Origin of the sequence: Acinetobacter sp. TUM15071 (assembly GCF_008980925.1) — a bacterium.
Taxonomy (GTDB): domain Bacteria; phylum Pseudomonadota; class Gammaproteobacteria; order Pseudomonadales; family Moraxellaceae; genus Acinetobacter; species Acinetobacter dispersus.
Map to the genome: position 1 here is coordinate 39,898 of NZ_BKGB01000003.1, position 21,799 is coordinate 61,696.

General features: G+C 39.4%; 24 protein-coding genes. 14 read left to right on the forward strand and 10 right to left on the reverse strand.

Annotation, left to right across the window (positions count from 1 at the left end):
* Nucleotides 1-14: 14 nt before the first annotated feature.
* Both GBI66_RS03590 and GBI66_RS03595 read right to left on the reverse strand, forming a co-directional pair.
* Nucleotides 15-2,954, reverse strand: coding sequence for an insulinase family protein (locus GBI66_RS03590; RefSeq protein WP_151715195.1), 2,940 nt, complete (start codon nt 2,952-2,954; stop codon nt 15-17).
* A gap of 128 nt (nt 2,955-3,082) precedes the next feature.
* A complete protein-coding gene (locus tag GBI66_RS03595) occupies nt 3,083-3,517 on the reverse strand; it encodes a GNAT family N-acetyltransferase (protein WP_151715196.1) in 435 nt (144 codons plus the stop codon).
* A 208-nt stretch (nt 3,518-3,725) separates the two neighbouring features.
* On the opposite strand from GBI66_RS03595, the gene GBI66_RS03600 reads away from it, so the two are divergent.
* From GBI66_RS03600 to GBI66_RS03635, 8 genes are all read left to right on the forward strand, one after another.
* The gene (locus tag GBI66_RS03600; RefSeq protein WP_151715197.1) at nt 3,726-4,739 is read left to right on the forward strand and encodes an adenosine kinase; all 1,014 of its coding nucleotides are present in this window, start codon (nt 3,726-3,728) and stop codon (nt 4,737-4,739) included.
* A 16-nt stretch (nt 4,740-4,755) separates the two neighbouring features.
* The gene (locus GBI66_RS03605; RefSeq protein ID WP_017402009.1) at nt 4,756-5,061 is read left to right on the forward strand and encodes a Rieske (2Fe-2S) protein; all 306 of its coding nucleotides are present in this window, start codon (nt 4,756-4,758) and stop codon (nt 5,059-5,061) included.
* A 22-nt stretch (nt 5,062-5,083) separates the two neighbouring features.
* Nucleotides 5,084-5,695, forward strand: coding sequence for an OB-fold-containig protein (locus GBI66_RS03610; protein WP_167515391.1), 612 nt, complete (start codon nt 5,084-5,086; stop codon nt 5,693-5,695).
* Nucleotides 5,696-6,248: 553 nt separating this feature from the next.
* Entirely contained in the window at nt 6,249-6,440 is a 192-nt protein-coding gene (gene cydP, locus GBI66_RS03615; protein WP_005188129.1) for a cytochrome oxidase putative small subunit CydP, read from the forward strand.
* A complete protein-coding gene (locus GBI66_RS03620; protein ID WP_005188126.1) occupies nt 6,440-8,017 on the forward strand; it encodes a cytochrome ubiquinol oxidase subunit I in 1,578 nt (525 codons plus the stop codon). The genes cydP and GBI66_RS03620 overlap by 1 nt, the downstream gene beginning before the upstream one ends.
* Nucleotides 8,014-9,159, forward strand: a complete 1,146-nt coding sequence (cydB, locus tag GBI66_RS03625) for a cytochrome d ubiquinol oxidase subunit II (protein ID WP_151715198.1) — start codon at nt 8,014-8,016, stop codon at nt 9,157-9,159. The genes GBI66_RS03620 and cydB overlap by 4 nt, the downstream gene beginning before the upstream one ends.
* 14 nt (nt 9,160-9,173) lie before the next feature.
* Complete coding sequence (gene cydX / locus GBI66_RS03630) at nt 9,174-9,275, forward strand: cytochrome bd-I oxidase subunit CydX (RefSeq protein ID WP_004653762.1); 102 nt, start codon at nt 9,174-9,176, stop codon at nt 9,273-9,275.
* 4 nt (nt 9,276-9,279) lie between these two features.
* Nucleotides 9,280-9,576, forward strand: a complete 297-nt coding sequence (locus GBI66_RS03635; RefSeq protein ID WP_004806745.1) for a cyd operon YbgE family protein — start codon at nt 9,280-9,282, stop codon at nt 9,574-9,576.
* 61 nt (nt 9,577-9,637) lie between these two features.
* Here GBI66_RS03635 and GBI66_RS03640 read toward each other — a convergent pair whose 3' ends face one another.
* A complete protein-coding gene (locus GBI66_RS03640; protein WP_228267282.1) occupies nt 9,638-11,851 on the reverse strand; it encodes a TonB-dependent siderophore receptor in 2,214 nt (737 codons plus the stop codon).
* Between the two features lie 230 nt (nt 11,852-12,081).
* On the opposite strand from GBI66_RS03640, the gene GBI66_RS03645 reads away from it, so the two are divergent.
* From GBI66_RS03645 to GBI66_RS03655, 3 genes are read left to right on the forward strand one after another with little or no spacing between them, the layout of a single operon-like run.
* Nucleotides 12,082-12,339, forward strand: coding sequence for a hypothetical protein (locus GBI66_RS03645; protein ID WP_151715200.1), 258 nt, complete (start codon nt 12,082-12,084; stop codon nt 12,337-12,339).
* Complete coding sequence (locus GBI66_RS03650) at nt 12,340-12,627, forward strand: hypothetical protein (protein ID WP_005212618.1); 288 nt, start codon at nt 12,340-12,342, stop codon at nt 12,625-12,627.
* A gap of 1 nt (nt 12,628) precedes the next feature.
* Nucleotides 12,629-14,290: a PepSY domain-containing protein gene (locus GBI66_RS03655; RefSeq protein WP_151715201.1), complete on the forward strand. Its 1,662-nt coding sequence runs from the start codon at nt 12,629-12,631 to the stop codon at nt 14,288-14,290.
* A 42-nt stretch (nt 14,291-14,332) separates the two neighbouring features.
* Here the strand turns inward: GBI66_RS03655 and GBI66_RS03660 are convergent, their stop codons facing one another.
* The 6 genes from GBI66_RS03660 to GBI66_RS03690 all read right to left on the reverse strand — a co-directional run bounded on the left by GBI66_RS03660 (nt 14,333) and on the right by GBI66_RS03690 (nt 18,642).
* Nucleotides 14,333-14,857 carry a GNAT family N-acetyltransferase gene (locus tag GBI66_RS03660; protein WP_151715202.1) on the reverse strand — a complete coding sequence of 175 codons (525 nt, stop codon included), beginning with the start codon at nt 14,855-14,857 and terminating at the stop codon, nt 14,333-14,335.
* Between the two features lie 63 nt (nt 14,858-14,920).
* Nucleotides 14,921-15,604 carry a DUF2057 family protein gene (locus GBI66_RS03665; RefSeq protein WP_151715203.1) on the reverse strand — a complete coding sequence of 228 codons (684 nt, stop codon included), beginning with the start codon at nt 15,602-15,604 and terminating at the stop codon, nt 14,921-14,923.
* A gap of 221 nt (nt 15,605-15,825) precedes the next feature.
* On the reverse strand, nt 15,826-16,422 hold the full coding sequence (locus tag GBI66_RS03670; protein ID WP_033132896.1) for a nitroreductase family protein: 597 nt from the start codon (nt 16,420-16,422) through the stop codon (nt 15,826-15,828).
* 181 nt (nt 16,423-16,603) lie between these two features.
* Entirely contained in the window at nt 16,604-17,722 is a 1,119-nt protein-coding gene (gene ftsY, locus GBI66_RS03680; protein ID WP_005212624.1) for a signal recognition particle-docking protein FtsY, read from the reverse strand.
* A gap of 119 nt (nt 17,723-17,841) precedes the next feature.
* The gene (locus tag GBI66_RS03685) at nt 17,842-18,171 is read right to left on the reverse strand and encodes a hypothetical protein (RefSeq protein WP_151715205.1); all 330 of its coding nucleotides are present in this window, start codon (nt 18,169-18,171) and stop codon (nt 17,842-17,844) included.
* Nucleotides 18,172-18,282: 111 nt separating this feature from the next.
* The gene (locus GBI66_RS03690) at nt 18,283-18,642 is read right to left on the reverse strand and encodes a hypothetical protein (protein ID WP_004806721.1); all 360 of its coding nucleotides are present in this window, start codon (nt 18,640-18,642) and stop codon (nt 18,283-18,285) included.
* Nucleotides 18,643-18,868: 226 nt separating this feature from the next.
* Between GBI66_RS03690 and GBI66_RS03695 the strand changes: the two genes are divergently transcribed.
* The 3 genes from GBI66_RS03695 (at nt 18,869) to GBI66_RS03705 (ending at nt 20,456) form a co-directional block, all read left to right on the forward strand.
* Entirely contained in the window at nt 18,869-19,102 is a 234-nt protein-coding gene (locus GBI66_RS03695; RefSeq protein ID WP_004653777.1) for a hypothetical protein, read from the forward strand.
* 406 nt (nt 19,103-19,508) lie between these two features.
* On the forward strand, nt 19,509-19,886 hold the full coding sequence (locus GBI66_RS03700; RefSeq protein ID WP_004806719.1) for a DUF2750 domain-containing protein: 378 nt from the start codon (nt 19,509-19,511) through the stop codon (nt 19,884-19,886).
* Nucleotides 19,887-20,024: 138 nt separating this feature from the next.
* Complete coding sequence (locus tag GBI66_RS03705) at nt 20,025-20,456, forward strand: CBS domain-containing protein (protein WP_004806717.1); 432 nt, start codon at nt 20,025-20,027, stop codon at nt 20,454-20,456.
* Between the two features lie 64 nt (nt 20,457-20,520).
* On the opposite strand, the gene GBI66_RS03710 is transcribed toward GBI66_RS03705, so the two are convergent.
* Complete coding sequence (locus GBI66_RS03710) at nt 20,521-21,735, reverse strand: aspartate aminotransferase family protein (RefSeq protein WP_151715206.1); 1,215 nt, start codon at nt 21,733-21,735, stop codon at nt 20,521-20,523.
* Nucleotides 21,736-21,799 lie beyond the last annotated feature (64 nt).

Below are 21,799 nucleotides of genomic sequence, written 5' to 3' on the forward strand. Positions count from 1 at the left end.
CTCCAATTTTTATTTTAATTGACTTGCTGAATACTAAATCCAAGTTTCTGCAATTCTTCACGTTTCGCAAATGGCGCAACCACAGCTTTCACCGGTTTTTGAGCCAATAGATATTGCTTCGCAACACGCTGTAAATCATCCAAGTTCACGTTGAGTAGACGCTCACGTAAGATTTTACGGAATTTTGGTGTACGTGCATGCAACAAGGCATAACATGCAGTAATTGCTTCCCCAGCTGGTGAACCCGGTTTATCCATACCAGCCACTAAACCTAGAATTGCTTCTTCCAGTTGATGTGGTTGTTGTTCAGTATTCAATAACCATTGCACACTGGCTTCAAAATCATTAAATGTTTCTGCTAAGCGTGGATCACGATAGCTATAGAAACGGAACGAACACGCATTGCCATCATAACTTGCCCCACCACCATATGCCCCACCTTTTTCACGAATGGCACTGTGTAAGAAGCCGTTACGCAAATAAGCTGCTAACACCATTAAAGGTGCTGCATCAGGATGCGCGACATCGACTGCTTGATAAGCAGATGAACAGAATTGGACATTGGCTTGAATCAACCATGCTTCATCGTCGTTGGTATTGACCTGTTCTACTTGCGTTAAAATAACAGGTGCTTTATCAACAACCAGCTTATCCCAAATGTTTTGCACTTCTTCAACCAAACGATCAGATTGATGTTCTTCACATACCAACAAGAATTGTTTAGGTGCTTGCAGCAACTTACGATGAATCGACTGTAATTCAGTAATCAATGCTTGATAAGCGCTATCATCTTGATCAATTTTCGCAACCAAGTCACTGAGCCAGTTCAATGCACCTAGACCCGTATTGTGATAATCACGGCGCGCAAGTGCACTCATTTGACGTGAAGCCGCTTGCATCGCATAACTATGACCAGAACCAGACAAACGTGACTGCCAACGCGTTTTACGTTGCTGCAACAACTCGATAATGCGGTCTTTTTCATCAAAACGAAGTTGCTCAAATGCCAATTTTAATAATTGAATGGCATCTAGTTTTTGCGTCAGTGATTTGGTCGTTAAAGTCAGCCATGCACTGATACGGTCTTTATCATCGACCTTACTGCGCAATGATGCCCCCATACCTAAACCACCACTTACTGCGGTTTGGATTTGCTGGAATTCCAAATAATCGTACTCACCCGCACCAACCTCTCCCATTAAAATAGAGAGTAAATTGAAGTATGGAGATTGTACGATTTCATCTGGAATCTGAATCAATACTTGTTGGTAATAAATACCATTGGTTCCTGCATGATATAAATTCAACGGCGTATCTAGGCCATTGCAAATAATTTCACGTAGTTGACCTTGCACAATTTGCAATTCAGCAGGCACATCTTCCAAACCAACTTTTGGTAGCAATTCAAGATCATCTGGTGTGTCTTGGCGTTGCTTTAATGCAGCCGTTTTTTCTTGGATTTCAACTTTCTGCGCATCAGTGAGATGAGCTGTAATCTCAGCCAAACGTGCTTGTTCAGCCTGTTGTTCTTTCACTGATTTGGTTGCGTCAGGTACCAAAGTCATTTGTACACGGTGTGGATTATCCAACAAGTGAGTTTGAATTAAGTTTGATAACCACATTGGATCTTTTAACTCTTCTTTCACTTGTTCAATCGCAGAGTCCACATCCCAGACATGAACTGGATCACTGTGATGAATCGCACTACCTAACCCATTCAGAATCAGACTGAGACCATACGGTGTACCATCACCATTGATTTCACGTTGATGTAATTCAATTTGATGAAGAATGGCATCGACAAAATCAGTATCTACTGGCTTAGAAGCAACATCTTTCAGAATATCGAGAATGCCATTTTTAAATGTTTCTGCATGTTCAGCATTAGAACCTTGAACACCACAATAGAAAGTCATTTCAAAGTTGCTGTCATCAACACCCATTAAAGGACCTGTTGATTGTGCATAACCACAAGTTTCTAAGTAATGGCGTAAAGGTGAAGCAGAGTTTTCTAATAGAATTCCCTCAACCAAACGCATACCTAGACGTAATTTAGTATCACTGGTTTCAGGTAATAACCATGACATCACATGGTAAGTCTTATCTTTCAGATCTTCACTATCAACCGCATAGCTTTCAGTCACTTCTACAGGTGCAGTTAAACGCTTTTCTGGTTTTGAATATAAAGTTGTTCCTTGAGAAAACTTATGTAGAGCTAGTTTCTCAAATTGCTCTTGCAAGTCGTATGCACTTTGATTGCCAAAGGTCATGAATACAGCATTGCTTGGGTGATAGTGAACTTTATAGAAATCCACCAATTGCTCATAGCTTAGGTCAGGAATATCTTTAGGATCACCACCAGAGTTGTAGTGATAGGTCGTTTCTGGGAATAAATGATGCGCCAGTTGATGATATAACTGATCTGAAGGAGAGCTCATTGCTCCTTTCATTTCATTAAACACCACACCTTTATAAACCGCTTGATCATTTTCCAGCTCAATACGAATACCTTCTTGCGCAAAATCCAAAGGGTTTAAATTCGCGGCAAAGGCAGCATCTAAATACACCGACAATAGGTTTTGAAAGTCCTTTTTGTTCTGTGTTGCAAATGGATAAGCCGTCCAATCCGCTGCTGTGAATGCATTCATAAATGTATTTAATGAACGGCGGATCATTAAAAAGAAAGGATCACGTACAGGGAACTTTTCAGAACCGCAGAGTGCCGTATGTTCTAAAATATGTGCAGCACCTTTGGAATCCATCGGCTGAGTTCTAAATGCCACCAAGAACACATTTTCATCATGCGTTGTGGCCAAATGGTAGTGAACTGCACCAGTCACTTTGTGCTTATATTCTGAAACTTGAATATCGAGTGCTTCTACATGGTGTTGACGTAATAGCTGAAACGCGGGATGAGTCGTTTGATTAATGCTTTCAGTAACATCGACAGTCATGTGATCTCCAATTTATCTATTTAAATCATTACAATTGATTATAGAGAGTCTACCGAAGAATACGTATGGATATCCATGTAAATTACTATGTTTTTGTAGAAAAATGCAGCGGCTAATCAAAACACACTTTATTCAAAAACTTTCCGAAAATTAGTATGTGCCCAGTTTATCCGTTCATACCCCATACTTTGATAGAAAAAAGCGGCTTCCTCGGTATCAGTAAACAAATGAAGCCTTTCAAAATAGGCTTGCGCATATCGTTCGATATGCATCAACAAGTAAGTTCCGATTCTTTTTCGACGATAATCTGGATGAATATAGAAACGGCGTAAACGCCCCACTTTATTTGCGTAATCAAAAGGATCCTGATTGAGTCCACCTATCGCAATCAAATGATTTTTTACATATACAGCAAATAGAGCCTCTCCAACTTGATCAAAACGATTTCGACCTGTTTGAAAATCTTGTTTTAAACGTTGTAGAAAAAGAAAATCCTCTTGCAGGGCAAACTCAATCAACAAATCCAGCTCTGGCGGTAAATGATAAATACGTTCTGCTCTCAATAAAATGTCTCCCAGAAATTCTTAAAACCTATTACTAATTGAGAATTATTATCAAAACAAGCCCATCTTATTCAATTCTGGTTATTGTCCTTTTTTGTTGTATATCTTTGGTTTTTAGAATAAATAAGATGAATTTCTTTCAACAAACTACTGTAGTCCTGAGCATTAGTGTAAACTTTGCTTTTTGATTTTTACTGTGATGACAAACATGGCAACTGTTGATCTTTTTGCAATTGGTAATGCACTCATTGACCAAGAATTTAAGGTTTCAAATGAGTTTCTAACGCAACAGGGATTGCCAAAAGGCACAATGCATTTGGCCGATGGTGAAACACAGGCAAATTTATATCAAAAATTACAAGATACTCAAAGCTACAAGGGCCAAGCCAGCGGTGGTTCAGCAGCGAATACAACCGTTGCATTTAGTGCCTTAGGTGGTACTGCATTTTATGGCTGCCGTGTAGGTAATGATGAACTCGGTCGCATTTATCTCGATGGCTTAAACGAAGCTGGCATTACAACTACAACACAATCAATCAGTGAAGGTGTTACAGGTACTTGTATGGTTCTGATCAGCCCAGATTCAGAACGTACCATGCAAACCTATCTCGGTATCACCGCTGAATTATCCGACGAACAAATCGACTTCGAACCGCTTAAAACTGCAAAATGGCTGTATATCGAAGGTTACTTATCAACCAGCGATACCGCACGTGTTGCAGTTAAACAGGCACGTGAACTGGCTAAAGCACACGGTGTTAAAATTGCATTATCACTCTCCGACCCTGCAATGGTGCAATATGCACGTCAGGGTTTGGTCGAACTCTTAGATGATGGTGTAGATCTGTTATTCTGTAATGAGCAAGAAGCGCTCATGTTTACCGAAACAGACAATCTTGATGCTGCGATTGAAAGCCTAAAATTAAAAAATCAACATATTGTGATTACACAAGGTGCAAAAGGTGCTGTGATTGTTGATCAAGCACGCAACTTCCATGTCAATGGTCGTGCTGTTGAAGCTGTAGACACCAATGGTGCTGGCGATGCATTCTCCGGTGCATTTTTATATGCAATCAATGCTGGTTTAAGCTTGGAAGCAGCGGCACAACTTGCTATTTTGATCTCAAGTGAAGTGGTTGCTCAATATGGGCCACGTTTAAGCGTAGACAATTACGCTAAACTCTTTGAACAATTCCAAAAAGCTCAACAGGAATGTGCATAACATGGAAAAGATTTGCATGACAGAAGAAGTCCCTGAGCGTGAGTCTCGTGCATACGACACCATGAAAGGGACCACGATTTTTATCACTCAAAAAGATGGCAGCTTCTATGCCTATCAAAACGTTTGCCCACACTTGCAAACTGAACTTGAGTATTTAGAAAATCAGTTCTTGGACCAAGATAAAGAATATATTCAATGTTCTACTCATGGCGCACTGTTTTCAGTCGAAACAGGTGAATGTATTTCAGGCCCATGTCTAGGTGAATTCCTTGAGAAAGTAAATTTGGAAGTCCACTCAGATGGTGGTATCTATATTGATTAAGCCCTAGATCATGAATTCTGCGATGACTGAGTTTTTCCTCAATTACTATCTGATGCCATTTCATATGAGTGTCGTGGCTTTAATTGTGCTCAGCATTGCAGAAACCATCGGGATTGTTATTGGCTTACGACCGAGTCAATTGGTTCAAAAGCTCACCCCAGATTGGTTACTGAATTCACCTCTACTCGACGTGAAATTTTCTAAATACCTGATCTTTGTTTTTTTACTGATTAATTTTAGTTTTGCAGGCTATTTTCTGGAACTCTCGTTCTTTGCTTTGCAACACTACTTCATTTCACCTTACTATTTATTTGTTCCAGCACTAATCATCGATATTTTCTTTACCGTATTTATGATTCACTGCCTAGATCAGGTGATCAAACCTAAAGTCACTCATACCCATACCAATTTGGTTGGTCGTTTAGCCACAATCTCAACTGGAAATGCACGTCCTGGTTTCTCAGCCCAAGCACGTGTGCGTGATGAGTTCGGACAACTCTATTATGTACAAGTTGAACCTGAGTATGGTGAATTAGAATTACAGTCCCAAGTGTTGTTAATTAGCCAAAAATCAAACTCACACTATCTGGCGAAAAAAATATCTCTCTCAAATAACTTATTCGCACCAGACTGATTTTTGTCTCAAAATTGCGCTTGAGTAGAGAAAAATAGTAGTTTTTACATTTTATTACAAATATATCCTGCAAAAGTTTTGAATTTAGCTCTTCCCTTCTTGTTGTTTTCATGATCTCACTGGCACAAAAAACACAACAGTGACACCTATCACATTTTTTAAAACAATCTCTACCTATACACTAGGTTTTGTAGAGACTTCATTGTAAGAATTATTTAATTATGTAATAAAAACGATAAGTCACTGTATATATTATTAATTTTATATTCATACTATTTTAGTTGGTTTAATATTTATTTAATTCAGTATAAACCCTATCTTTTTAATCAGATTTAAAAATATAAATACAACCGTTTTGATCAGGTTTTAAAATCAATTCATATTATTTTAGTTGGTTAAAATAACCATTTTAAATATTTTAATAAAAACACACCATCACATTGATTTAAAACAATTATTTAATTTTATATTATTTAAAAATCCTAAAGGTTTATTTTCAATGAATTTTATTTAATAATGTTTTACATCTTCTTTAAATATGAGGCTAGGTTCTATGAACACGAGTTCTCAAGATCCAAATCGGCGACTCGTCAGAGAAATCACGATTATTCTTATTATTAAAGTTGTACTTCTCTTGGTGATTAAACACATCTGGTTTGATGCGCCAACGATTCCAAAAGATTTTAACAATGAAGTTGCCGAGCGTATTGCTGGTGACATGTCCAAAACTCAGGAGACACGTTGATGATTTCTGAAAGCGTGGTCGATCTTTCGCGGTTCCAATTTGCAATGACCGCAATGTATCACTTTCTTTTCGTCCCTCTAACTTTAGGTTTAGCTTTTATTCTTGCCATCATGGAAACCACCTATGTGATTTCTGGTAAAGAAATTTATAAAGACATGACTAAATTCTGGGGGAAACTCTTCGGGATTAACTTTGCCTTAGGGGTAACCACTGGTCTGACTATGGAATTCCAGTTCGGTACCAACTGGGCTTATTATTCTCACTATGTAGGCGATATTTTCGGGGCACCGCTTGCAATTGAAGGCTTGATGGCTTTCTTCCTAGAATCCACCTTTATTGGTTTATTCTTCTTTGGCTGGGATCGTCTCTCTAAAGTACAGCACTTAGGTGTGACTTGGTTGGTGGCGATTGGCTCGAATATGTCAGCCTTGTGGATTCTCATCGCCAACGGTTGGATGCAAAACCCTGTCGGTGCTGCATTTAACTATGAAACCATGCGTATGGAACTGGTGGATTTTGGTGCACTGATCTTTAACCCTGTGGCACAAGTAAAATTTGTACACACAGTTTCTGCAGGTTATGTCACTGGTGCAATCTTTGTACTTGCCATCTCAAGCTATTACTTATTAAAGAAACGTGATTTACCTTTTGCGCGTCGCTCATTCGCCATCGCTGCAATCTTCGGTTTAGCGTCAACTTTATCTGTGATTCTTCTTGGTGATGAATCAGGTTATGAGTTGGGTGATGTTCAAAAAACCAAACTTGCTGCAATCGAAGCAGAATGGCATACCGAACCTGCACCTGCAGCATTCACCTTATTTGGCCTCCCAAATCAGCAGGAAATGCGGACCGACTATGCAATTAAAATTCCTTATGTGATGGGGATTATTGCAACACGTTCTACCGATAAAGAAGTGACGGGTTTGCGTGACCTCATGAAAGAGCATGAAGTGCGTATCCGTAATGGAATGGTGGCCTATAGCGAATTAGAAAAACTTCGTGCAGGTGACCGCTCTCCAGAATTGTTAGCTTCATTTGAGAAAAATCAAAAAGACTTAGGTTATGGCCTACTCTTGAAAAAATATTCTCCAAATGTGGTTGATGCGACTGAAGAACATATCCAAGCTGCAACTAAAGATACCATTCCAAACGTCGCGGCACTGTTCTTCTCTTTCCGTGCTATGGTCGCTTCAGGCTTCCTCATGCTGTTGTTATTCCTATTCGCGACTTGGGCTGTGGCAAAACGTAATGCCGAAGATAAACCTTGGTTACTCAAATTTGCTTTGTTTGCTCTCCCTCTCCCATGGATTGCAGCTCAAACAGGTTGGTATGTAGCTGAAGGTGGTCGTCAGCCATGGTCGATTGGTGAAATCTTACCAACACACCTCTCTGCATCAAGCGTAAGCGCTGGTGATGTGTGGGGCTCGATTATTGCGCTTGCAGCGTTCTATACCGTACTGCTGATTATTGAAATGTACTTAATGATCAAATTTGCTCGTTTAGGTCCAAGTTCTTTGCATACTGGTAAATATCATTTTGAAAAACTAGAAGCAAAAACTGGGGAGGCTCAATCATGATCGAATATGAACTCCTAAAAATTATCTGGTGGGTGCTCGTTGGTGTACTACTGATTGGCTTTGCACTTACCGATGGTTTCGATATGGGCTCAATGGCACTGATGCCATTCGTGGGTAAAACCGATTCTGAACGCCGTGCTGCAATCAATACGATTGCACCGCACTGGGATGGTAACCAAGTCTGGTTCATTACCGCTGGTGGTGCTTTATTTGCAGCTTGGCCAATGGTCTATGCGGTTGCATTCTCCGGAATGTACTGGGCCTTGCTACTGGTTTTATTTGCCCTGTTCCTGCGACCCGTTGGATTTGACTATCGCTCCAAGTTAGAGAATACCCAATGGCGTACTTCTTGGGACTGGGGTTTATGCATCGGTGGTGCGGTACCTGCGCTAGTGTTTGGTGTGGCATTCGGGAACTTGTTCTTAGGTGTACCATTTAGCCTAGATGACACATTACGCTCACAATATACTGGTAGCTTCTTTGCATTACTGAATCCATTTGCATTGATTTGCGGTATTGTCAGCTTATCCATGCTGTGCGCACACGGCGGTGCATGGCTCATGCTACGTACGGACGGGAATTTACATAATCGCTCTGCCAAAGCAACACAAATCATGGCAATTGCATTCCTTGTGTGCTTCTTGGCTGCTGGCGCATGGTTATTCTTTGGTAATATCTCGGGTTATAGCTATGCCACTGCTGTAAATACTAATGCGGCACTCAACCCACTTGCTAAAGACGTTGTGACCAATGCCAATCACGGTTGGTTAAATAACTATGTAACTTATCCGATTACGATGGCGGCACCTATTGTTGCAATTTTAGGTGCGCTATTGGTCATCATCAGTGCAGCGAAACATAAAGCGGCTGTGAGTTTTACTGGTACAAGCCTGATGATTGTTGGTGCAATTCTCACTGCTGGTTTTGCCTTGTTCCCATTCTTATTGCCATCAAGCATTGATCCAACTTCAAGCTTGACCATGTGGGATGCCGTTTCTAGTCATAAAACCCTTGGGGTAATGACCGTTGCTGCATGTATCTTCGTTCCTCTCATTTTGATCTATACCTCTTGGTCGTATTACAAAATGTGGGGTGTCATCACCAACAAACATATCGAAGAAAATTCACATAGTTTGTATTAATCAGGAGATATGACATGTGGTATTTTGCATGGATTCTAGGTGTCTTGATGGCATGTTTCGCAGGCGTACTCAGTGCGTTGTATATCGAACATCATCAAGATTTAGATGAGGAATAATAGAATGGCTGAAGCAATGACAACACCGAAGAATAGTAAAGCGCAAGTACTTGCAATGACCATTTCGTTTTTGTTGGCATTGCCACTTGCTGCTATTTTACTGGTCCATCCATCGCTGATGTTAGATGCCAACGGACATTATAATCATAGCTTACTGATGTTGGTGATGATTGGGATTTCTGGCGGTTTCGTACATGGGGTTGGGTTTATACCAAGATTCTGGTTATGGAAATGGTTATTTAGTCCTTATATCGCATGGCCATTAATGGTGTTGGGATATTTCATTTGGATTGGAAATTAATTTCTGAGGAATCTAAAAAAAGAGGAAGCAATATTGCTTCCTCTTTTTTATCAACTTGATATTAAAACTTGAAGGATACAGAGCCCGTTACATTACGCGGTGCACCAAAGGTTTGATTTGAGGTATTTAAACGATAGCTTTTATCCGTAATATTATTGAGATTTAAACCCACTGTTAAATCTGGGCTGAGTTCATACTTCGCCATTGCATCAACCAATGTAAAAGCTTTTTGACCATTGCTATTACGGGCGAAGCCTTCCATATCATAGCTGCTATAAATTTTACTCTGCCATGTCACCCCAGCCCCAACACTCAGCTTGTCTAAATCACCCGAAAATTTATAAGTAGCAAAGAGCTTAAACTGATCTTTTGGAATATCGGTATTGATACGATCGCCTTTTTCTTTGGTCTCTGAATAAGTATATCCCCCATTTAGATTCAGATTAGGCAGCAGTTCTCCAGACACTGCCACATCAAAGCCTTTTGTCTTCGCACCTTTTGCAGAACGGTAATAAGATGTTCCCGCAACGGCACCAGGCACTTCTTCACTGGTTGCATATTTACCAGCTTCAACAGCAACATTATCCATATTCGATTGGAATAAAGCCAAACTGGTGTTCACACGACCCGCAAACAGCTCACCTTTTACACCTAGCTCATAGCTATCACCTTGTTTAGGATCCAGCAATTTCATTTGATAGTCTTTATTTGCTTGTGGTGAGAAGATACTGGTATAACTACCATAAACTGCCCATTCAGGTGTGACATCAAAAACGATCCCTGCATAAGGCGTAAACTGATCATCAATTTTAATTTTTGTTCCACTATTTTTATTACCAGACTCGGCATAATAATCAAAGTTTGAAATACGACCACCTAAAATTACTTTGAGACTATCCAAAAGATTTAAGCGAGTTGCTAAATAGCCACCATATTGTCTAAATTGCAGTACAGAATTTCCTGCACTTGCTGCTGTATATAACCCTGCAGGCTGTGCAGTATAACCATTCCAGCTTTTGATATTAATTACGCCAGTTTCACCCATTACCCGATTGTAATAAGGATCATTTTGGTCTACATCCTGAAAGTTTGCACCTAGCATCAGCTCATGTTCACGACCAAAAAGTTGATATGGGCCAGTCACACCCAAATCAACAGAATGCTCAACAGGTTTAGTATGCTGATAACCAGCAGTCACAGTTGATGTATTTTTTTCATAATCAGTGTAATAAACAGGTTTACCATCAGCACCAATGACCTGTACACGCTTGCCATCTTGCATCTTATAAACGCCAGATGTATTTGACCCAATCACACCATAGATGCTTTCTGTATTGGTTGTTGCAAAATTATAATTTGCATTCAACTTCCAACGATTTTCAAACTCATGCTGCAACTGCGCAAATGCATTTAGACTATCGGTATGGGTATAAGCCCATCGTGGGGCTGAGTTGTCCTTGCGTCCCATTGGAGAAAGAATATTCTTCGCATCAAAATTTGCATAAGCGTGGATACTTTGGCCATCACTTTCATTACGGCTTAATGATGTACCAATACTTAAAACTGTTTTATCACTTAAATCAGCATCCACTACGCCATATAAAATGGTTGATGTAGCATCGCCCCATTTCTGCCAGCTATCACCTTGTTGATGTGCTGCGACAACACGACCACGAATACTCCCTGATTCATTCAATGCTTGAGAGGCATCAATTTCGCTACGCCAAGTATTCCATGAACCATAACTCAGCTTGGCAGATGACTGAGCATTTGCTGTTGCATGCTTACGGTTAAAATTAACACTGGCGCTTGGCAAACCACTACCATTTAACAAGCCAGTTGCCCCCTTAACAACAGTGATATTTTCAAAAATAGCGGTATCAATATTACTGAGAGCGGTGTTACTACGGCCTTCTATCGCAGGACTCGACAACAATCCATCAATCTGAAAGTTAATAATTTTAGAGCCACGCGAATAATACGAAGTATATTCACCACCCGTTCCCCAAGCAGATGTCGCACCATAACTTTGTCGATAAATACCAGGAATCTGATCAAGCACCCCAGATACGCTTGTCAGATTTTGATCTTTCATTTGTTGTTCGGTTATCACACTCACTGACTGTGGCGTTTCTTTTAAAGACAGGTCCAGTTTGGTTGCCGATTTTGATTTTTTAATGGTATATGCAGAAGCTTCATGATCCGCTTTAAGATGAATAACAGGTAACACATCCGATTTTTTTAAGTCTTCTGATTGATCTTCTGCCCACGTCATTGTTGTAGAAGCCCCAAATAGGCTAAACATAATCGCTATATATAAGTTGTGATGCTGCATTGCTCCCCCGAGATGAAATATTTTTTTACATAGTACACAAATGATAACAATTATCAATAGCATTTGAATCATCATGTTCTGACTAAACCAATTAAGTTTTTGAATATAAGCTTTAATTTTTGTTGAATTTAAATAATAATTATTATCATTATAGTTAACAGATTAATAACATGACTTTAAAACTCTTAGGGATCATGGTTTCACTGCTTGCCTGTATGAGTGTCTATCTCAGCCACACCCATCAAATTTTTCTGAAAAAGCAGTTGTCTCGGCCATTCTTCTACCTCGGACTTGTTGGCTTATTCGTCGGGTTAAGCATCTTGATTTATTGCTTACCCCTTTTGGTTGCTATTTTAATCTGGCTGGCAGTTGCTACGCTGGTTTGGTCATTTTCCCCCTTCATTATGCTCATGAAAAGGCCAACTTAAATGAACATGCTTAAACAAAAACTACAACCTGATTGGTGGACCAAAACATTTGTTGGTGCCGTTCTCGGTCTCAGCTTTGCAATGGCGATGGGAGCAATCATTCTTTTACTCAGTAAATCCAATGCTGATTCTTCGATTGCACCACAATTGGGAATGTGGTCAATTCCTTGGATTTGGCTATGCGTCTTTTTTATTGTCTATTTCATCCCGAAAGGCTGGCAAAGCTTAGTGATCTACAGTATTGCCAATGTCCTTGCTTATGCCCTGTTATTTTGGATAAGAGCTTAAAATGAAAATTCGTGCGGATATTATTAAAACAGGCAAAAATCTACATACGTGGGTTGGCATAAGCGCAGGTATTTTATTATTTATCTGTTTTTTTGCTGGTGGGCTAACGATGTTTCAACATCAACTTAGTCAATGGGCAGCGCCTCCTCAGCAAAAGTTAGCAAAAATTCAAACCAACCAATACAACCAATTGGTCGAGCAAGTTCAGGCGAAGTTCCCTGAAACACAAAAGGCATTCACTTTAAGCTTTAACTGGCCAGAAGGACATAATGCACCCATCCAATGGGAAGCAGCACATGAGGAAACTGAAGATCATCATGGCGTTGATATTGCTCAAACAACTATGATGGCAACACTGGATAACAATGGACAACTGATTGCCAAAGAAGAAAATCTATCTAAATTAGGTTGGCTGATTGAACAATTGCATGAAACTGCGGGTATCCCTGGCATGATGGGACACCATACCGCAGGTGTAATGGTAATGGGCGTTGTGGCTGTTTTATACTTTCTTGCCATAATGTCGGGTTTAATCGTGTTACTCCCCACGCTGATCAGTGACTATTTTGCTGTGCGCAAAGGTAAAAACAAGAAACGCTTTTGGTTAGATACGCATAATGTCATTGGCATCACCAGCTTGCCTTTTCATATCATCATTAGCGTTAGTGTCGTCGTTTTTGCTTTTCATGATATTTTTTATGGCGCACTCACTCAACTGGTTTCGAAAGATAAGCCGCTATTTGAACGTCCACCAGCCGTTAAAATTGTTGAGCCGAATCCGCAACTCGATGTAGAAAAGGTTTTTCTCAACATTCAAAAAGCAGCACCTGATTATCGTATTGATGGTATTCGTTTTAACCAGCTGGATAATCCTGAACGTGCATCTGCCTTTGTTGCTTTATATCATCCTGATCGTATGCTTCGTGGTGATACCTTCGACTATATGTCATTTAATCCATATCAAAGTACACCTTACCCAACCAAGACCCTATCCACTGAAGAAAGCTCAGCCGCTTCTCTCATTCGTTCAATGTTTGCCTTACATTTTGGTAATTATGGTGGCGAACCCATCCGCTGGATCTATTTGATCTTTGGCTTAGGTGGGGCTTATCTGTTCTATTCAGGCAATATTCTGTGGATTGAAACTCGCCTTCGTAAACAAAAGAATCCCAACCTACCAGCACCGCAACAGCGTAAAGACGTCATGTTTATTGCCAACCTGACCATAGGTGCTTGCTTAGGTTGTATGTTAGCGATATTTACCAGTATGTTGATGGGTCGATGGGCCTATGTCATACCATTGCAATTACAAAGTCATAACCATGTATTTATGTATAGCTACTATTTAGTATTTATTGCTTGTATTTCATACAGTTTTATTATTGGTGCAGCAAAAGCTTTAGCTCAACTGTTCTTCGCCATTGCACTGGTTTTATTGCTGATTCCTGCGACTTCTGTGCTTGCCTATGCGTTTCCAATCCAAGGACTTTGGTATTCAACAGGTCATTTGATTTGGATTGATATCACAGCTTTGATATTTGCTTTAATATTTATACGTTTTTATCAACAAGCCAGAGATCGTGCGCAAGCCGCGCCAATTGGTTCAATTTGGTCTACACAGAAAGTTGAGCAAACATCCTCCCTTACTGAAAACAAAACTTAAACCCTTGTCGATAGAGCCTTGATTGTTGCAATCATGGCTCTTTTATATACTCAAGATTTTTTTCATTTCAATCAGTTGAATAGGTACGATGGGTTGCCCTACTTCAGCCTCAATTGGATATTCACTTTTCCGTCCCGTTATTTGGTAACCGCGGCGCTGATAATAGGCCAACAGCTCAGTTCGAACATCTAGAACATGCATGACTAAATCACGAATTTTTGGATAATTTTGAGCAATATATAACTCAGCATAATTGAGTAATTTACGCCCATAGCCTTGATTTTGTATGCTTGGATCAATCGCAAAAGTACCTATCTCTATACAATCATCATTCAAACTTAATCCGATGCAGGCAACAATCTCATCATTACCTAGCTCACCTACCAATAATTCGAAATTTGCTTGCTGCAATATTTGCTCTAATTGAAATTTACCAATGCGATCACCTTTCACATATGCTTTTTCAGTTGTCCAACTACGTTCTGATTGTTCTCTATAAGCGATATTAATCAGCTTAACCAATTGTTCCAAATCATTATTCTTTGCTTTTCTAATCGTTAAAGACATTTTTATTTTATTCCACACAAAACAAAGCCGATGATAACATCGGCTTTGTTATTAAATTTTAGATTAGTTTGTTTGACCAGCTAACCAAGCCATAAATTTTTGGCGTTCAGCTTTAGATGCTTTCTGCCACAATTCTGCCAATTGTTGATCTGTGGTTTTTGCTGTACCTACTGCCGCTGCTGTTGTTACTGCTACAGGCGCAGTTGCAGCTACTTGTGATGTAGTTCCTGCATAAACAGGTGCAGGTTGATTCGCAACATTATTCTTATTCTTTTGCGTTAAATCCAGAGTGCGGCTTAATAAATTATTGCCAGTAAACCATGGCTGTGCTTCATTATTTGCACCAGTTTGCTGGACCACCAGTTTTTTATTTTGATCATACAAAGCAACGGTAGGTTGATCTGCATATTTCTTTGCAGCATCGAAGTTTTTAGGTGCATTGACCAAGCCTAGACTATAAGACTGATTGTCTTGCAAATCTTGTGCTTGAATGGTTACAACGCCTGATTTAATGATGTCATGCTCACCATTTAAATGCTCAAAATATTCACGATAGCGAACATTGACGGTTAAATTGCCTGGATCTACTTGATAGTTATTCTTCTTTGATGGAATTAATCCACTATTTACTTCTTGACCATTTACAGCAAGAATCACGATTTCTTCAGGTGCAGTGATTGTGACTGCTGAAAAAACTGAACTACTTAATAATAACCCGAAAGCAGCAACACCAACTCTTAAAGACATTAGACTCTTCTCGATATAAACAATTTATGAAATCGTATGCACTATGCAATGCGATTGTGACTATTTTATGACAGAAAACAAAACTGTCTATTCCATCAATTCGGCTTATTTAAGATATATACATCATTTTTGATTATAAGTGCCATACTTCTTTTGGCGAATATCCTATCCAAATAAAAAAAGAGCACTAAACAGTGCTCTTTTTTGCTACTCGTTTTAACTTAGTTAAAAGTTTTGAAACGTGCAGAATCATCCATATATGTTTTCTCGCCTGCCGCTGCTTCGATTGAACCGAATACAAGCTGAGCACGTAATTTCCAGTTTGCTGGAATATCAAAAGTTTCTGCAACTTCGGCATCAACAATTGGGTTGTAGTGCTGTAATGATGCACCCACGCCAATTTCAGATAAAGCAGTCCATGTTGCGAACTGAGCGATTGCACTTGAATGTTCTGACCATACTGGGAAGTTATCTGCATATAATGCAAATTGCTCTTGTAAGCCTTTTACAACATCTTGATCTTCATAGAATAACGCTGTACCAAAACCAGCAGCAAAGCTATCAATTTTTGCACTTGTATTTGCAAATGCTTCTGCTGGTACCATTTTACGCAAAGTTTCACGTACGATTTCCCAAAATTTAACATGAGAGTTGCCATACAAAGTCACAACACGTGAAGTCTGTGAGTTGAATGATGATGGGCTGTGTTTTACCGCTTCACGGATGGTCTCTTCAATTTTAGTTTGGTCAACTGTAAGGTTTTTACCAATTGCATAAATGGTACGGCGTGATTTAATGCTATTTAAGAAGTTGCTCATGTTGTTATTCCTACCTATGTGCCCTTTGGGGCGTTATCTTGGATTGAATGTAGTGTATAACGACGCATTTTTTAGGAATAGTCTAAAAAACATGACAGATCGTTTTATTTTTGAAACAGTCTTATTTTTTATTCGAAATAAAAACTCCACATGTCGTGGAGTCTTTTTTAACACAATTTAATTACTTATCGGTTTCAAATAATGCAGCAACGAATGATTTTGCTGAGAAAGGTCGTAAATCATCAATCTTCTCACCCACACCAATATAACGAATCGGCACATGGGTACGACTTGCAATATTAAATAACACGCCGCCTTTTGCTGTACCATCAAGCTTGGTAATAGTAATCCCTGTTAAGCCAACCGCTTCATCAAACAACTGAACTTGGTTAATTGCATTTTGACCTGTGCCAGCATCAACGATAAGCATAATTTCATGCGGCGCAGTTGCATCAATCTTTTGCATCACACGCTTCACTTTTTTCAGCTCTTCCATCAAGTTGGCTTTATTCTGCAAACGTCCTGCAGTATCCGCGATCAAGACATCAATGCCTTTGGCACGCGCACTTTCAAAAGCATCAAAAATAACCGAAGCACTGTCTGCACCATGACCTTGAGCAACCACAGGGATGTCATTACGCTCACCCCAAATTTGCAGCTGTTCAGTCGCTGCCGCACGGAACGTATCACCTGCAGCAAGCATGACTTTCTTGCCTTCGCCTTGTAAACGCTTCGCCAATTTACCGATGGTTGTAGTTTTACCTACACCATTTACACCGACCATGAGAATCACGTAAGGCGATTTATTAGGATCGATATGCAGTGGTTTAACACGCGGTGCGAGTAAAGCGACTAATTCTTCTTGCAGTGCTTTGTACAACGCATGGGAATAAATCAAATCACCACGAGCTGTTCTTTCAGTTAAATTGGCAATAATGGTTTTGGTTGCATCTACACCAATATCAGCAACCAACATTTGCTCTTCAACTTCTTCTAATAACTCGTCATCAATCTCTTTGCCACCGATCAAGATATTGACCATACCATCGGTGAAACTACGACGTGTTTTAGTCAAACCATCTTTCATGCGGCCAAAGAATCCCGTAGCTTGGGTTTCTTCTTCAACAACAGGTGCTGTTGCTGCGATTGTTACAGGTGCTGGCGTCTCAACTGTAGTTTTTACAACTGGCTCATCAATAATGGGAACATCGACAGCAGGTAAATTCGGTAATGTGACATCATCATCACCAATGTCAGCATCTATCAAGAATTTATTTTGCATATTCGATTGCTGTTGCATGTCGATTCCTTGAGAATAAAGCAGCTTTTAAAAAAGACCGCTAGTCTAGCATAAATTGATTTCTTTTTTCCGACAGAGGCAAACCATTCATTTATAAATAAAAATGAATCGTTTAAAACTCACTCATCTTCTTTTGCCATTGCCGGGTATTGTTTAATACGATTCGATTCAAATTGGTAAGCATTTAAAAGCTTTAGATAATCTACACGTCGAATTTTAGCCTGCTCCAAAGTATCTTCGGCCAAATGCTGTGTTCTTGGATGGCTGGCCTGTTGTGCATACTGAACAACTTTTTGGTACTGCGCTGTGTTAATTGGACGTTGTAATGCGTTATACGCAAGTATAAAAATAGACAAAATAATAATACCGACCAAAACATTGTAAAATTGGTCCAACTTAAATCCTAATTTGGATTGCATAACCTTCTGTTTAAAAATTATAGACAACATAATCTACCTCGAATTAGAGGTAGTGTAAGTCTCTGATTCGCTAAGGACAAGCACAACGTTCAATAAGTCACAATTCCACAACTTATTGAACGCACACTACTTTAGCAATGATTAACTGACTAATGTACGAACAAAGGAAAAGTACAAAATAAATGCAATGATGACTAAGGTAATAAAAATGGCAAACATACCTACACCACTTTCAGCATCTGCAGGATGCAAGTCATCATCATCGGCAATATTTTTCAACTCTCCATCGTAGATCCTATAAAACTGATCTTTTTGTTCAGGACTTAAATGACTGGCAAAGTCATACACGCGTTTACGTTGTGCTAAGCAGTAATCACCCAAGTGAATTTCTTGATGGAAAATGGCTTCATCAAGTAATTGACGATGATGATGAGCTAACGCAATAATTTGACTTTCTAATGGTGGGACATCCACAGTTACGCCATCAATGACATTGGACATGTTCTTCTCCTTTTCTATTATTCTCACTTTGATTTTACTTAAAATTATTTGCGACAAATGTTTAATCGTGTAAGATTTTATTTACGTAATGACACCGAATATATTTGACAATTCAATCAATTTTGTCATAATAATTTAACAAATCTAAGTTAAAGTAGCTTAAATTCAAAGTAGAGTAACTTTGAATAGAATTTGCGGTAATCATAATTAAAATAAGGAGTTATATATGATTCAACAATTTACACACCATGAACTAGAGCATGTATATGCAAATGCGGTAAATACAATTCAATCGCAAAAAAACTTCCAAGATGCAGTGAAAGAGCTTGAAGAAGTAGCTAAAGCAGGTCACGGTAAAGCGGCATTATTTTTAGCAGAGTTGTATTATCAAGGCTTCCGAGTAGAACGTGACTCCTTGAAAGCACAGTATTGGCAGAAGATGGCAACCCTACAAGCATAATGAAACGTCACTTAGGTGGCGTTTTTTAATACCTGCATAAAACGAATCAACATAGTTCTTTCATATTCCTAACTTGCACTGCACCAAAGCTTTAGTCGCTTTGTCTTGCTCAGGTGGCGTTTTTTAATACCTGCTTAAAACTAATAACATCGTTCTTTCATATTCCTGACTTGCACTGCACCAATGCTTTAGTCGCTTTGTCTTGCTCAGGTGGCGTTTTTTAATTCCTGCATAAAACGAATCAACATGGTTCTTTCATAGTCCTAACTTGCGCTGCACCAAAGCTTTAGTCGCCTGAATGAGATACCTACAATATTTGCTTACGATTTAGATCAATTGTTTAAACATAACTGCCATCTATCTTTCTTATAATAAAACATAAGTTTAAGAATATTAGTTTAATAACATGTATCGTTTTAGCCATTTCCAACCAGTCTCACGTGAGTTGATGTTTAAAATTTCAATTCTAAAAACAATGATGTATTGTGGCGTTCTTTGGGGTTTATACCATCAGGGTTGGGCAATCAAATCGGATCAAGATGGTCACGTATTCCCCTTTTGGCTGAACGGCGTACAAGCTCATCGCTATGCTAAAGCACACTGGAAAAACTACACACCACGTAAGATTACGCCGAAAGATTTCCATGAATCCTTGCTTCCAACTTTAACCCGTTTACAAGTTGAACCTGCTTTATTTAACTCTTCGCATCGTAAATTTAAACTTTCAACTCAGCAAATGCAGCATTTCTTCTTTATGCCACATCAATCAGCAGTGACGGTTTAATTATTCTTTCTACTCCAGTGATGACTTTTTAGACACTCATGAAGAAAAGTTATCATTGGAATGAAATTAGGGCTTTGCATTTAAAAAAAATACCGTTAAGTTAAATGAAAATGACAATACAACACAGGTGGATAAACAATGACAATCGTTGCTCAAGTCATCAAGAATAAAGCAGTACAATCAATTTTTACCATTTCACCGAATGCGACTGTACTTGAAGCAATTAAAATTATGGCAGAAAAAGGTGTTGGTGCTTTAGTTGTCGCTGAAAACGAAACCGTAGTAGGTATTTTTTCTGAACGTGACTATACCCGTAAAATTGCCTTGATGGAGCGTTCATCAAACAATACGCCTGTGTCGGACATTATGACGTCAAAAGTAATTTCTGTAGGTTTAAACCATACGGTCGAAGAATGCCTTAACCTCATGACTGACCGTCATTTACGTCATTTACCTGTGCTTGATCAAGAAAAGTTAGTTGGCTTTATCTCTATCGGAGACTTAGTTAAAGCTGCGATGGACGATCAACGTATTCTGATTGAGCAGCTTCAACAATATATTTCTGGCTGATATCCCATACAAATAAAAAAAAGGGCAAATGAATTGCCCTTTTTTATTATTCAATCTACAACGATTATGCTTTTAGAAAGTTCTGAATCACAGAAACAAGACGTTGTAATAACTCATCTGCTTGCGCTTGTGTCATGTTTAATGGCGGTAATAAACGTACCACTGAACCTGCCGTTACATTGATAATCAGCTTATATTCATCACGTGCAATCGTAACCAGTTCAGCACAGTCTTTTGGTAGCTGAATCCCAATCATCATGCCAAAGCCACGCACTTGAACATTGTAATCTACCAATTGCGCTCTGAGTTGATCAACAATATAGGCACCCACTGTAGCAGCATTCTCAACTGCATTTTCTTTTTCCAGGGTATCAAGCACGGTATATACCACACGTGAACCTAACACTGTTCCACCATAAGTTGAACCATGACTGCCTGCACCCAGTAAGCCCACAGCTTTACCTTGTGTCATGACTGCACCAATTGGGAAGCCATTCCCTAAACCTTTAGCTGTAGTCATGACGTCAGGAATAATGCTGGTATGTTGATAAGCAAAGTATTTGCCTGTACGACCATTCCCTGTTTGAATCTCATCTAGCATCATCAACCAATTATGTTGATTACATAGCGCACGTACATCTTCTAAGTAACTAAACCCTTGTGGTGCGGTATTCACGCCACCTTCACCTTGGATAGGCTCGATCAGGATAGCAACAATATCTGGATGGTTGATGGCTGCTTCTTGAATTGCTTCCACATCACCAAACGGCACACGAATAAAACCTTCAACCAAGGGCGCAAAACCTTCCTGAACCTTTTTATTGCCAGTTGCAGATAAGGTTGCCAAGGTACGGCCGTGGAAAGATTGTTCGGCGACTAAAATTTTAGGGTATGCAATGCCTTGTTGAGCACCAAATTTACGTGCAATTTTGATCGCACCTTCATTTGATTCAGCACCACTATTTGAAAAGAAGATTTCTTCCATCCCTGAAACTTCTGCCAGTTTCTGTGCTGCAGCTGTTTGCCAAGGAATTTCATATAGGTTACTGGTATGCACCAAAGTCGCAGCTTGTTCAGCAATCGCTTCTGCAATAACAGGGTGTGCATGTCCTAAACCGCACACAGCAATCCCCGTTAACGCATCTAAATATTCTGTACCCTCTGCCGTATATAGATACGCCCCTCGTCCTCGTACAAAGCTGATCGCTTGGCGACCATAGGTTGCCATAAGATGTGATGGTTGATCAGGTTGCACAGGAGCAAGAGTGATATTAGTCATAACAAACTCAATCTATCAGTAGTTGTGGTGAAAAAAGTTATATAAGCAAAAACTTGCGTAGATT